This window comes from Nocardia citri, from assembly GCF_054065835.1.
In genome coordinates this window covers 191,062-203,314 of sequence record NZ_JBSUQM010000006.1, presented here as the reverse complement: position 1 = coordinate 203,314, position 12,253 = coordinate 191,062, and the positions used below count along the sequence as shown (strand labels likewise).

The window sequence follows — 12,253 nt, the reverse complement described above, 5'->3', positions numbered from 1 at the left end:
GACATTGCCTGGAGGAGGCAGCTTGGGTAACCATGGAGGGCCCCGCGAGCGGCGTATCGGACCCGGCGCGTATCGGCGCGGCGAGCTGACCGTGCACCACGATCCCGAGGTGATCGCCGCGGTCTCCAAGGCACTGCGCGGCGTCGGCCGCACTGTCGGGCTGGTGCCGACCATGGGCGCACTGCACGAGGGGCACCTCGAAATCGTGCGCCGGGCCAAGCGGACCAATCAGGTGGTCATCGTCTCGATCTTCGTGAATCCGCTGCAATTCGGCGCGAACGAGGATCTGGAAAAATATCCGCGCACCCTCGATGCCGATGTCGAATTGCTGCGCAGCGAAGGCGTGGAGCTGGTATTCGCGCCGAGTGCATCGGATATGTACCCGGGCGGTCCGCGCACCACCGTGCATCCCGGCCCGATCGGCGCCGAGCTCGAAGGGGCCAGTCGCCCGACGCATTTCGCGGGCATGTTGACGGTGGTCGCCAAACTGTTGAATATCGCGCGTCCGACCGAGGCGTTCTTCGGCGAGAAGGACTATCAGCAACTCACGCTGATCCGTCAGATGGCGCGCGATCTGAATATGGACGTCGCGATCGTGCCGCTGCCGACGGTTCGCGAACCCGACGGTCTCGCGCTGTCTTCGCGCAATCGGTATCTCGATGCGGCGCAGCGGGAATCGGCGCTGGCCCTGTCGGCGGCGCTGGCCGCCGGTCGGCATGCGGGCGCGCTCGGTGCGGATGCGGTGCTGGCGGCCGCCCGCGCGGTGCTCGACGCGACCCCCGGGATCGATGTCGACTACCTCGAATTGCGGTCGTCCACGCTCGGCCCCGCCCCCGCGAACGGCAATGCGCGATTACTCGTCGCCGCAAGGGTCGGCGCGACGCGCCTGATCGATAACACGGCCGTCGCGCTCGGCGCACCCGTCGACGGTGGCCACCCCACACTTCCCGATTCGCGCACCGCCGCGACCGATTCCCAGCCTGCCCAGGCCGATATTTAGGAAGGGCGACAACGATGTTACGCACCATGATGAAGTCGAAGATCCACCGTGCCACGGTGACCCACGCCGATCTGCACTATGTCGGCTCGGTGACCGTCGACCAGGATCTGCTCGACGCCGCCGATCTGCTCGAGGGCGAGCAGGTCTGCATTGTCGACATCGATAACGGCGCCCGCCTGGAAACCTATGTGATCGCCGGTGAGCGCGGTTCGGGTGTCATCGGCATCAATGGCGCCGCCGCCCATCTCGTACATCCCGGCGATCTGGTCATCCTGATCGCCTACGGCATGATGGACGAGGCCGAGCTGAAGGAATATGCCCCGAAGGTCGTCTTCGTCGATGAGCACAATCGTGCGACCGATCTCGGTTCCGATCCGGCGCATGCCCCGGAGGGTTCCGGTCTGGTCACCCCGCGCACACTGACCACCGTCTGATGCTGCTGACCATCGATGTCCGGAATACGAGCATCGAGCTCGGATTGTTCTCGGGCAGTGGTAGTCATGCGAAGTTGGTGCGGCACTGGCGGATACACACCAATCCGTTGCTGACCGCGGACGAATTCGCGATGCAGGTGCGCGGATTGGTCGGTGCGCAGGTAGCGGAGATCGTCGGAGTTTCGGCGTTGTCCACCGTGCCACCGGTACTGCGCGAGATCAGATCGATGCTCACTCGCTATTGGGATAACGTGCCGCATGTGGTGGTGGAACCCGGTGTGCGAACCGGTATTCCGCTGCTGGTCGACAATCCGAAGGAAATCGGTGCGGATCGCATCGTGAACACCCTTGCCGCGCATCATCGTTTCGGAACGGCCGCGATAGTCGTGGATTTCGGTACGGCCACCACCGTTGATCTGGTGTCGGCCAGGGGCGAATTTCTCGGCGGTGTGCTCGCACCCGGTGTGGAGATCTCCAGTGAGGCGCTCATCGAGCGGGCCGCATTGCGCCGGGTCGAGTTGGCACGGCCGCGTTCGGTGGTCGGCAAGAACACCGTCGAGGCCATCCAATCCGGTGCGATATTCGGCTTCGCCGGTTTGGTGGACGGCCTGATCGATCGGATTCGCGATGAATTCGACGCATTCGCCGGTGACGATGTCGCGGTGGTCGCGACCGGTCACACCGCACCGTTGATCGTGCCGGAATCGGAGACGATCGACCATCACGAGCCGCATCTCACAATGACCGGATTGCGCCTGGTCTACGAGCGCAATCAGCGGCGTAAGGGTGTTTGATACGCCCACCCGGCGAGCTCGCGTACGACCGGCCGCTTTGCCGGTGCTTTTCGCGCTGCTACACTCGCAGCCGTGTATTCCCGCGTGAGCACCCAGGAGTGTTGTCGAGGCTGACCTGCCTCGACCGATCGAGGCTGACCAAGTCCCTCGACCGTTGACATACTCTTGGAGATTCGCTGATGCGTTCTTCTGTTCTTTCCCTCGATTCCGCACGTAATGCCCTGTCGGCTACCCCGCCGCTGGATCGTGCCGTCGCCTCCGCATTACCCACTCGACTGCGTCCCGCGGATCTGCTCCGGTTGACCGACGAGGGTGCCGAAGACGTACTCGCGGGACGTTACGACCATCTGTTGCCCGCCAATGGAATTTGGCCGACCGATGAGCGTTGGGCCACCCGGCTGCTTTCCGACGACGAGGTCGATGTCTGGCTGATCAGCTGGACTCCCGGTAAATCCACCGAATTGCACGACCACGCCGGTTCGCTCGGCGCATTGACCGTGCTGAGCGGTGCGCTGTCGGAATTCCGCTGGAACGGAACGGAACTGCGCCAGCGCATCCTGACCGCGGGTGATCAGGCCTCGTTCCCGATCGGCTGGGTGCACGATGTGATGCGCGCACCGGCCGCTGCCGACTGCCTGCAGGTCGCTCGAAACGGCACTGCCGTGGAATCCGTCGGTCCGCTCGAACCGACGCTCAGCGTGCACGCTTATTCACCGCCGCTCACCGCTATGTCCTATTACGAGGTGACCGGTCACGGCACCTTGCGGCGCTCCCGAACTGTACTCACCGACCAGCCCGAAGGTGATATGTGATGACCCGTTTGACCATCGATCAGATGCTCGAGAACGCGCGGGCCCGCCTGAATCGGATCTATGCCTTCGAAACGCCGCTGGCGCTCGATCGGGGCGCGATTCTGGTCGATATCCGGCCGCAGGCGCAGCGTGCACGTGAGGGCGCACTACCGGGCGCGCTGGTGATCGAACGCAATGTCCTGGAATGGCGTCTCGACCCGTCGAGTTCGGCCCGGCTGGCGCTGGCCTCCGATCACGATGTGGAATGGATCGTCGTGTGCTCGGAGGGTTATACCTCCAGTCTCGCCGCGGCCGCGCTACAGGAACTCGGTCTGCATCGGGCCACCGATGTGATCGGTGGCTATCAGGCATTGAAGGCGGCCGGTCTGCTCAGTGTCGGGGTCCGGGCGCCGCACTTCGCCCGTGAGGTCGAGGCGCTGGCAATACTGTAAATTCGGGCCGAACCAGTTCCATCTCGAAACATACGGGCGCGCACCGGCTTTCGCACGATTGCTGAAGCGCGCCCGTTTTTCGTGGTGCCGGGCAAGGCCGCGAAACTGGGCATCACGGACTGTTCCGGCCGCCGCCGATTCCTTACCGCTCGGTCCTGGCCGGGGGCCCGCAAATCGATTTCCGGTGCCCGCTAGTGTTGTTGAACGTGAGCAACCCGAACACGCCTTCATCCGGTCGCTCCGCGGGTTCGGTTCCTGCGGGGCAAGCCAACCGTCCCGCGCCCGCCGCGGACGACGTTCCGGAGCAGATGCGGATTCGGCGCGAGAAGCGCGAGCGGTTGATCACCGATGGCGGTGAGGCCTATCCGGTGGTGGTCCCGCGTACCCATACTCTCGGCGAAATTCGGGACGCCTATCCGGAACTCGAGCCCGACACCCAGACCGGTCTACAGGTCGGTGTAGTGGGGCGCGTCATATTCATGCGTAATACCGGCAAGCTGTGTTTCGCGACGCTGCAGGAGGGCGACGGCACCAAACTGCAGGCGATGATCAGCCTCAACGGTGTCGGAGCCGACGCCCTGGCGGCCTGGAAGGCCGATGTAGACCTCGGAGACTTCGTATTCGTGCACGGCGAAGTGATCTCCTCCCGGACCGGTGAATTGAGCGTCATGGCCGATTCCTGGGCCATGTCGGCCAAGGCCCTGCGGCCGCTGCCGGTGGCGCACAAGGAGATGAACGAGGAGTCGCGGGTACGGCAGCGGTATGTCGATCTGATCGTGCGCCCCGAGGCCAGGGAAATGGCCAGAACCAGGGTCGCGGTGGTGCGCGCGCTGCGCAACGCGCTCGAGCGCCGGGGCTTCCTCGAGGTGGAGACGCCGATGCTGCAGACGCTGCACGGTGGTGCGGCGGCGCGGCCGTTCGTCACTCATTCAAATGCCCTCGATATCGATCTCTACCTGCGAATTGCGCCTGAACTGTTCCTCAAGCGGTGTGTGGTCGGCGGCCTGGAGCAGGTCTTCGAGATCAACCGGAACTTCCGTAACGAGGGGTCGGACTCCACGCATTCGCCGGAGTTCGCAATGTTGGAAACCTATGAGGCATACGGCACCTACGACGACTCCGCGCGGATGATTCGGGAATTGGTGCAGGAAGTTGCTGGAGAGGTCTTCGGCACGCAGGTAGTAACCCTTGCGGATGGCACCGAATACGATCTCCGCGGCGAGTGGGCGACGGTCGAGATGTATCCGTCGCTGTCGGATGCACTGGGTGTATCGGTGACTCCGGAAACTTCGATCGAGGAATTGCGCGCACTCGCCGATCGGGTCGGACTAGAAATTCCCGAGGACAAGGGCTATGGCCACGGCAAACTGGTCGAAGAACTGTGGGAGCACCAGTACGGTGACAAGCTCTACGCCCCGACTTTCGTACGCGACTTCCCGGTGGAGACATCACCGCTGACCAGACAGCATCGCAGCAAGCCTGGAGTTACCGAGAAGTGGGACCTCTATGTGCGCGGCTTCGAGTTGGCAACTGGCTATTCGGAGTTGGTCGATCCGGTGATCCAGCGCGAGCGGTTCGCGGATCAAGCGCGGCTTGCCGCACAAGGTGATGACGAAGCGATGGCACTCGACGAGGACTTCCTCGCCGCGATGGAGCACGGCATGCCTCCGACAACGGGTACGGGTATGGGAATCGATCGCTTGTTGATGGCACTCACGGGATTGGGAATCAGGGAAACGATACTGTTCCCAATTGTGCGTCCGGTCACGCGCTGACGATCGGATTGCATAGTTCGACCCTCGTCTTGGAATTTTTCGAATTCGAGGTATTCTTGCCTCGGGTAATCGGCCTAGTATGCGGGTCGCACGATTTCGAGAGGACGTTCATCTCATGGCAAAGAAGGTCACCGTTAGCCTGATCGACGATGTCGATGGTGAGTCCATCGCGGACGAGACCATTGAGTTTGCGATCGACGGTGTTTCGTACGAGATCGACCTGTCGTCGGCAAATGCGGCGAAGCTGCGCGACGGTTTGGAAGAGTGGGTTTCGAGTGCTCGGCGGGTGAGTGGTCGGCGGCGGGTCAAGGCCGCAGCCGCGGCTCCCGGTGGTCCGAAGAGTCGGGTATCGATCGATCGTGAACAAAGTGCGGCAATTCGCGATTGGGCGCGTCGGAATGGACACAAGGTGTCCGCCCGGGGTCGTATCTCGGCCGACATCACCGAGGCTTACAACAAGGCTGCGAAGGGCTGAGTTCTTATTTAAATCGAGCTGCCGCCCGGGCGAATCGTGCGACGCCCGGGCGGCGGTTTCGTTTGTGGCACGTCTTCGATATGACTACGGCTGGGAGTCGACTCGATCTTGCTCGCGGTACCAGGACGCGGCACGATGGAACTGTGCGAAGAGCGTCACTGGCGGTGTGGAGAGACGAGGTATCGGCGCAGTGACTGGTTTCGTCGGATCGCTGTTGCGATTCACTGATGACTCGGGTCGGCAGCAGGAGTTCATGCTCACCCCGGACCAGCAGCGCGTCACCATCGGACGTTCCCCGCAGGCCGATCTGGCGCTGCGCTGGGACGCGGAGGTCTCGCGGCTGCATGCGGCCGTCGAATATCTCGGGGCGCACTGGACGATCGTCGATGACGGCCTGTCCCGCAACGGCACCTTCATCAACGGGGAGCGGCTGGTCGGGCGTCGGCGGCTGATGGCAGGCGATCGGATCCGAGTCGGCACGTCGCTGGTGTCGTTTCACGATTTCGGTGGTGTTGTCGATGATGCGACCCGGACCTCGACCGGCACCATTCCCACGCTGCGTTCGCTGACCGACACTCAGCGCGCGGTACTGGTCGCGCTGTGCCGTCCATATAAGAACGGTGCGGGTTTCGCGACTCCGGCTTCGAATCAACAGATCGCCGAGGAATTGTTCCTGAGTGTCGATGCAATCAAGACACATCTGCGGGCACTGTTCGCCAAGTTCGGTGTGGAAAATCTGCCACAGAATCAGAAAAGGGTCCGACTGGCCGGTTTGGCCATGCAGAGTGGGTTGATCTCCGACCGAGACTTGTGACCGCGGCGGGCGCGGACGCCAGCTCGGGTGCCGATCGCTTGAACCATGGATGGTTGCGGCGGTTACCGATGTACTTGAATCATGGCCGGACCGAGTAAATCGGACCAGGTCCGGGTTTCGAGACAGGAGAAATTCATGTTCGCGCTACGACTCGCCGCGTTGGTGGCGGCCATGCTCGCAACCGGCTTGATCGCGGGCTTTTATACGCTTACGCGATATCGGTGATGCCCGCGCTGAACCGCACCGATGATCGCCCGATGATCGATCTGATGCAGAAGATCAATGTGGTCATCATCAACCCGTGGTTCATGATCGGGTTCCTCGGCACCGTCGGCTTCACCTTCCTCGCGGGTGCGCCGCACCTCGGCAACGAGCACCACACCACCTTGATCTGGCTCGGTATCGCCCTGGCGCTCAATGTGATCGCCTTCGCGGTCACCTCCGGATTGAATGTGCCACTGAACGATCAACTTGCCGCCGCGGGCGATCCGTCCCGGATCGGTGACCTGGCAAGGGTGCGCGCCGATTTCGAATCCGGTTGGGTCCGTTGGAATGTCCTCCGCACGATCCTGCACACACTGGCCCTTCTGGTGCTGACCGGCGCGGTGTTCGTGGCGGTATCCAGCACGGCCGCACGCGCGCCGCGCGGGTTCTGTTGGTGCACAGCAGGTTTCATACGCTTTGCCGGTGCTGGGCGCCGACTCGCAGACCGTCGGTCAGCCGTACCGGACGCCGAACATGGCCCAGCAGTACGGATTCGGGCACTGCGGTCCACAGCCGACGGGCGCGCATTCCCTGGCGTAGAAACCAACCGAAACACGCCGCCGTCGGCGCGCTGGGATGTGAACACCGATTCCGACAAGGCGGACCGCGATCTCGCGGATGAGCGGCGTGGTGTTCCAGGTTGGCCGTTCGGTCCCAAGGGTGGGGGATGGCCGGGGCGCACCGGCCTGGCGCGGTACCAATACGGGCGGTGGGGCGGATGTGGCGGCCTTCGCCGACCGGCTCGGCGTCGGGTCCCACTTTCAGTCAAGCGGCGACGGACCCGCCTTCCAGGCAGCGGTCGGTTCGCTGTGTACGGCCTGTACCGAGCTGCCGAGCTGCCGAGCTGCCGCGCGACTCGGCCTGCCTGCGGGACCCGAAAGGCGTCTGCGTTCCCGGCATCACCTGCACCGAAATCAGGGCCGGTCTCGACGAGATCGTCGTTCCCGACGGCGCCGGCTTCGTGCCCGGTCCGAATGCGACGAATATCGTGGTGCAGGACGGCTGCGCTTCGGACTTTTCCGAACAGCCGGGCGGAGACCGCCCGAGTCGTCCTGAATGTCCTGGATCCGGCGCATGCGCGCGGGGTGCCGTGCGAGTTCGTCCCGCCGTTCACCGGGTGACCACGGCTGGGAGGCGGCGAGCGGCGATTTCGCTCAGGGCAAAACCTGAGCGGAAACGTATCCCGCAACGAGCACGTTATGAGTGAATGACCGAGTTGTCGCCGGTCCCGAATAGGGTGGACTGGAGGCGGCTCAATCCCCGGCCAACTAGAGTGGAGGCCGGGGATGTAACCCCGGGCTTCATGGCAGGCTGACGCCACCGAAGCGTCGGACGCCAGAATGTCGGAGCAGGAGAGTGAGGGAGCGATGTTCGAGAGGTTCACCGACCGCGCGAGGCGCGTCGTTGTCCTGGCCCAAGAAGAGGCCCGGATGCTCAACCACAACTACATCGGCACCGAGCACATCCTGCTTGGGTTGATCCACGAGGGCGAGGGCGTAGCGGCCAAGTCGCTGGAATCCCTGGGTATTTCGCTGGAGGGTGTGCGCAGCCAGGTGGAGGAGATCATCGGCCAGGGCCAGCAGGCCCCGTCCGGTCACATCCCGTTCACCCCGCGGGCCAAGAAGGTGCTGGAGCTGAGCCTGCGCGAGGCGTTGCAGCTCGGCCACAACTACATCGGCACCGAGCACATCCTGCTCGGCCTGATCCGTGAAGGTGAGGGTGTCGCGGCGCAGGTGCTGGTGAAGCTGGGTGCGGATCTCAACCGGGTACGTCAGCAGGTGATCCAGTTGTTGTCCGGTTATCAGGGCAAGGAGCCGGTGGAATCCGGTTCGCGCGGCGAGGCCGGGACCCCGTCCACCTCGCTGGTGCTCGACCAGTTCGGTCGCAACCTGACCCAGGCCGCCCTCGAGGGCAAGCTCGACCCGGTCATCGGCCGCTCGAAGGAAATCGAGCGCGTCATGCAGGTGCTGAGCCGCCGCACCAAGAACAACCCGGTCCTCATCGGCGAACCCGGTGTCGGTAAGACCGCCGTGGTCGAGGGCCTCGCGCAGGCCATCGTCAACGGTGAGGTCCCGGAGACGCTCAAGGATAAGCAGCTCTACACCCTCGACCTGGGTTCCCTGGTCGCGGGCAGCCGCTACCGCGGTGACTTCGAAGAGCGCCTGAAGAAGGTGCTCAAGGAGATCAACACCCGCGGCGACATCATCCTGTTCATCGACGAGTTGCACACGCTCGTCGGCGCGGGTGCCGCCGAGGGCGCGATCGACGCGGCGTCCATCCTGAAGCCGAAGCTGGCTCGCGGTGAACTGCAGACCATCGGTGCGACCACCCTCGACGAGTACCGCAAGTACATCGAGAAGGATGCCGCCCTGGAGCGCCGATTCCAGCCGGTGCAGGTCGGGGAGCCGACGGTCGAGCACACCATCAACATTCTCAAGGGTCTGCGCGACCGCTACGAGGCGCACCACCGGGTCTCCATCACCGATGGCGCCCTGGTTGCCGCCGCGACGCTGGCCGACCGCTACATCAACGACCGGTTCCTGCCGGACAAGGCGATCGACCTGATCGACGAGGCCGGTGCGCGCATGCGCATCCGTCGCATGACCGCCCCGCCGGACCTGCGCGAATTCGACGACAAGATCGCCGATGCGCGCCGGGAGAAGGAAAGCGCCATCGACGCGCAGGACTTCGAGAAGGCGGCGCGGCTGCGCGATAAGGAAAAGCAGCTGGTGGCCAAGCGCGCCGAGCGCGAAAAGCAGTGGCGTTCCGGTGATCTTGATGTCGTGGCCGAGGTCGACGACGAGCAGATCGCCGAGGTGCTCGCCAACTGGACCGGTATCCCTGTGTTCAAGCTCACCGAGGAGGAGACCACCCGGCTGCTCCGCATGGAGGACGAGCTGCACAAGCGGATCATCGGCCAGGAGGATGCGGTCAAGGCCGTGTCGAAGGCGATCCGCCGCACCCGCGCCGGTCTGAAGGATCCGAAGCGTCCCTCGGGCTCGTTCATCTTCGCCGGTCCGTCCGGTGTCGGTAAGACCGAGCTGTCCAAGGCGCTGGCGAACTTCCTGTTCGGCGACGACGACGCGCTCATCCAGATCGATATGGGCGAGTTCCACGACCGCTTCACCGCATCGCGGCTCTTCGGTGCCCCGCCCGGGTACGTGGGCTACGAAGAGGGCGGCCAGCTCACCGAGAAGGTGCGCCGCAAGCCGTTCTCCGTCGTTTTGTTCGACGAGATCGAAAAGGCACACCAGGAGATCTACAACACGCTGTTGCAGGTCCTGGAGGACGGCCGTCTCACCGACGGTCAAGGTCGGACGGTCGACTTCAAGAACACCGTGCTGATCTTCACCTCGAACCTGGGTACCTCGGATATTTCCAAGGCGGTCGGCCTGGGCTTCACCCAGTCCAGCGCCGAGGGTTCGAACTACGAGCGGATGAAGCTCAAGGTCAACGACGAGCTGAAGAAGCACTTCCGGCCCGAGTTCCTCAACCGCATCGACGACGTGATCGTCTTCCACCAGCTCACCACGGAGCAGATCGTGGAGATGGTGGACCTGATGATCGGCCGCGTCGCCACGCAGTTGAAGAACAAGGACATGGAGATCGAGCTGTCCCCGCAGGGCAAGGCACTGCTTGCCAAGCGCGGTTTCGATCCGGTGCTCGGCGCCCGGCCGCTGCGCCGGACCATCCAACGCGAGATCGAGGACCAGCTGTCGGAGAAGATCCTCTTCGGCGAGATCGGTCCGGGACAGACCATCGTGGTCGATGTCGAGGGCTGGGACGGCGAGGGCTCCGGCGAGAACGCCAAGTTCACCTTCACCGGTAAGGCGAAGCTGACCAAGGCGGCAGCGACCGAGGAGAAGCCGGAGGTCGTGCTCACGGGTGCGGGCGAAGGTACCACGGCCGAGGCCGCCGGCGAGTAAGTCGCAACGGCTGGAAGATGCCGCCCACCGGAAATCCGGTGGGCGGCATTTTTGTGGAATTCGCACGCTCGGGCGGCGGCGTACCGTGGGGAGCGGTCATTCGGACAACTATCACGGGGGTGCTAGGTGACAAATCCAGATCTGACGTTGATCGCGGTGCTGCTGGATCGGTCGGGTTCCATGCAGGCGATCAAGACCGATACCGAGGGCGGCTTCGATGCCTACATCGAGGAACAGCGCAAGGTGTCGAAGGCGACGCTGGTGACGCTGGCTCAGTTCGACACCGAATACGAGCTGGTCTACGCGAATCGGCCGATCGCCGAGGTGCCGCCGCTGAGCCTGGCGCCGCGCGGCGGCACCGCGCTGTACGACGCGGTGGGGCGGCTGGTCACCGATGTCGGCCGGGAACTCGCGGCTCGACCCGAGCACGAGCGGCCGGGCACGGTGATCGTCGTTGTCCTCACCGATGGGCACGAGAATTCCAGCCGGGAATGGACGCATGCCGCGGTGCGGTCGCTGATCACGCAGCAGCAGGAGGTGTACTCCTGGGATTTCGTATTCCTCGGCGCGAATATGGATGCGGTGGCGGTGGGGTCCGAGTTGGGCTTCGATCCGCGGCGTTCGCTCACCTACGGTGCGACTCCGGCGGGAGCGGCCGGGGCATTCGCATCGGCCGCGGCGTATTCGGCGCGGCGCAGTATGGCCGCGCCTGGGCAGGCGGTGGCTGGGTTCACCGATGCCGAGCGGCAAGCGGCTGATCCGGACGGGAAGTAGTTCCGTAGGGACCCCCATCCGGACATCGGCCTGCCGACGATACTGGCCCTGCGCCTGTGCGCGTACGCGTCTCGCATAACCACTGGGCTCCTCGCACACCGCTGTGCGAGGAGCCGGGAAGTCAGGCGAGGGCGGCGTCGAGGGTGATGTTGTCCACCCCGGCGAGGGCCTTGCTCACTGGGCAGCCTGCCTTGGCGGCGGCCGCCGCGGCGGCGAAGCCGTCGGCGTCCAGGCCGGAGACCCGGCCGCGGACGGTGAGTTTGATGGCGCTGATGCGGAAGCCGCCGTCCGGATCCGGGCCGAGGGTCACATCGGCGGTGACGTCCAGGCTCTCGGGCGTGCCACCGGCATTGCCGATCTGGGCCGACAGGGCCATGGCGAAGCAGGAGGAGTGCGCCGCCGCGATCAGTTCCTCGGGGCTGGTGGTGCCGTCGGCATCGTCGGCGGCGCGCTTGGGGAAGGAGACGTCGTACTTGCCGACACCGGAACTGGCCAGCTCGACCTGGCCGGAGCCGTCCTGGAGGCCACCGGTCCAAGCGGTGCGCGCGGTACGTGTGGGCATCACGGTCCTTTCGAAGATGTGCGAATCACAATTCGCAGTCGAACCTACCCCCGCGGCCGCCGGGCCGCGTGCGAAGGGCGGCCGCCGAAGCGGTGCGGCGGCGGGCAACGGTCAAGTGGGCGCGGCCGATCGAGCTGTCCGAGCACAGCGGCCAGGGCGTCTCACCTGTGCGCAGATCGCGGCGGAGCCGGC

The 12,253-nt window shown here is 64.5% G+C and carries 12 protein-coding genes; 11 read left to right on the top strand and 1 reads right to left on the bottom strand.

The window, feature by feature from the left end; all coding sequences use genetic code 11:
• Positions 1-22: 22 nt before the first annotated feature.
• From panC to ACW2Q0_RS12015, 11 genes are all read left to right on the top strand, one after another.
• Positions 23-1,000 (top strand): pantoate--beta-alanine ligase, encoded by a 978-nt coding sequence (gene panC / locus ACW2Q0_RS12065; RefSeq protein WP_457189265.1) that lies wholly within the window; start codon positions 23-25, stop codon positions 998-1,000.
• 14 nt (positions 1,001-1,014) lie between these two features.
• On the top strand, positions 1,015-1,434 hold the full coding sequence (gene panD / locus ACW2Q0_RS12060; protein ID WP_457189263.1) for an aspartate 1-decarboxylase: 420 nt from the start codon (positions 1,015-1,017) through the stop codon (positions 1,432-1,434).
• Positions 1,434-2,228: a type III pantothenate kinase gene (locus tag ACW2Q0_RS12055; RefSeq protein WP_457189261.1), complete on the top strand. Its 795-nt coding sequence runs from the start codon at positions 1,434-1,436 to the stop codon at positions 2,226-2,228. Before panD ends, ACW2Q0_RS12055 begins: the two co-directional genes overlap by 1 nt.
• Positions 2,229-2,407: 179 nt before the next feature.
• Entirely contained in the window at positions 2,408-3,040 is a 633-nt protein-coding gene (locus tag ACW2Q0_RS12050; protein ID WP_457189259.1) for a cysteine dioxygenase, read from the top strand.
• An 8-nt stretch (positions 3,041-3,048) separates the two neighbouring features.
• On the top strand, positions 3,049-3,471 hold the full coding sequence (locus ACW2Q0_RS12045; protein WP_457189501.1) for a rhodanese-like domain-containing protein: 423 nt from the start codon (positions 3,049-3,051) through the stop codon (positions 3,469-3,471).
• A 308-nt stretch (positions 3,472-3,779) separates the two neighbouring features.
• The gene (gene lysS, locus ACW2Q0_RS12040; protein WP_457189499.1) at positions 3,780-5,246 is read left to right on the top strand and encodes a lysine--tRNA ligase; all 1,467 of its coding nucleotides are present in this window, start codon (positions 3,780-3,782) and stop codon (positions 5,244-5,246) included.
• A 115-nt stretch (positions 5,247-5,361) separates the two neighbouring features.
• The gene (locus tag ACW2Q0_RS12035) at positions 5,362-5,721 is read left to right on the top strand and encodes a histone-like nucleoid-structuring protein Lsr2 (RefSeq protein WP_364392867.1); all 360 of its coding nucleotides are present in this window, start codon (positions 5,362-5,364) and stop codon (positions 5,719-5,721) included.
• A gap of 253 nt (positions 5,722-5,974) precedes the next feature.
• Positions 5,975-6,535, top strand: coding sequence for an FHA domain-containing protein (locus ACW2Q0_RS12030; RefSeq protein ID WP_457189496.1), 561 nt, complete (start codon positions 5,975-5,977; stop codon positions 6,533-6,535).
• 224 nt (positions 6,536-6,759) lie between these two features.
• On the top strand, positions 6,760-7,920 hold the full coding sequence (locus ACW2Q0_RS12025; RefSeq protein WP_457189256.1) for an anthrone oxygenase family protein: 1,161 nt from the start codon (positions 6,760-6,762) through the stop codon (positions 7,918-7,920).
• A 246-nt stretch (positions 7,921-8,166) separates the two neighbouring features.
• The gene (locus ACW2Q0_RS12020; RefSeq protein ID WP_457189254.1) at positions 8,167-10,725 is read left to right on the top strand and encodes an ATP-dependent Clp protease ATP-binding subunit; all 2,559 of its coding nucleotides are present in this window, start codon (positions 8,167-8,169) and stop codon (positions 10,723-10,725) included.
• A 126-nt stretch (positions 10,726-10,851) separates the two neighbouring features.
• Positions 10,852-11,499: a VWA domain-containing protein gene (locus ACW2Q0_RS12015; protein WP_457189252.1), complete on the top strand. Its 648-nt coding sequence runs from the start codon at positions 10,852-10,854 to the stop codon at positions 11,497-11,499.
• Between the two features lie 121 nt (positions 11,500-11,620).
• Here ACW2Q0_RS12015 and ACW2Q0_RS12010 read toward each other — a convergent pair whose 3' ends face one another.
• Positions 11,621-12,061 (bottom strand): OsmC family peroxiredoxin, encoded by a 441-nt coding sequence (locus tag ACW2Q0_RS12010; RefSeq protein ID WP_040686169.1) that lies wholly within the window; start codon positions 12,059-12,061, stop codon positions 11,621-11,623.
• Positions 12,062-12,253 lie beyond the last annotated feature (192 nt).

Excerpts from the sequence above, each read along its gene's own strand:
- ACW2Q0_RS12010 (WP_040686169.1), bottom strand. The coding sequence starts at position 12,061 with ATGCCCACACGTACCGCGCGCACCGCTTGGACCGGTGGCCTCCAGGAC.
- lysS (WP_457189499.1), top strand. The coding sequence starts at position 3,780 with ATGCGGATTCGGCGCGAGAAGCGCGAGCGGTTGATCACCGATGGCGGT.
- ACW2Q0_RS12055 (WP_457189261.1), top strand. The coding sequence starts at position 1,434 with ATGCTGCTGACCATCGATGTCCGGAATACGAGCATCGAGCTCGGATTG.
- ACW2Q0_RS12050 (WP_457189259.1), top strand. The coding sequence starts at position 2,408 with ATGCGTTCTTCTGTTCTTTCCCTCGATTCCGCACGTAATGCCCTGTCG.
- panD (WP_457189263.1), top strand. The coding sequence starts at position 1,015 with ATGTTACGCACCATGATGAAGTCGAAGATCCACCGTGCCACGGTGACC.
- ACW2Q0_RS12030 (WP_457189496.1), top strand. The coding sequence starts at position 5,975 with ATGCTCACCCCGGACCAGCAGCGCGTCACCATCGGACGTTCCCCGCAG.
- ACW2Q0_RS12025 (WP_457189256.1), top strand. The coding sequence starts at position 6,760 with ATGCCCGCGCTGAACCGCACCGATGATCGCCCGATGATCGATCTGATG.
- ACW2Q0_RS12020 (WP_457189254.1), top strand. The coding sequence starts at position 8,167 with ATGTTCGAGAGGTTCACCGACCGCGCGAGGCGCGTCGTTGTCCTGGCC.
- ACW2Q0_RS12035 (WP_364392867.1), top strand. The coding sequence starts at position 5,362 with ATGGCAAAGAAGGTCACCGTTAGCCTGATCGACGATGTCGATGGTGAG.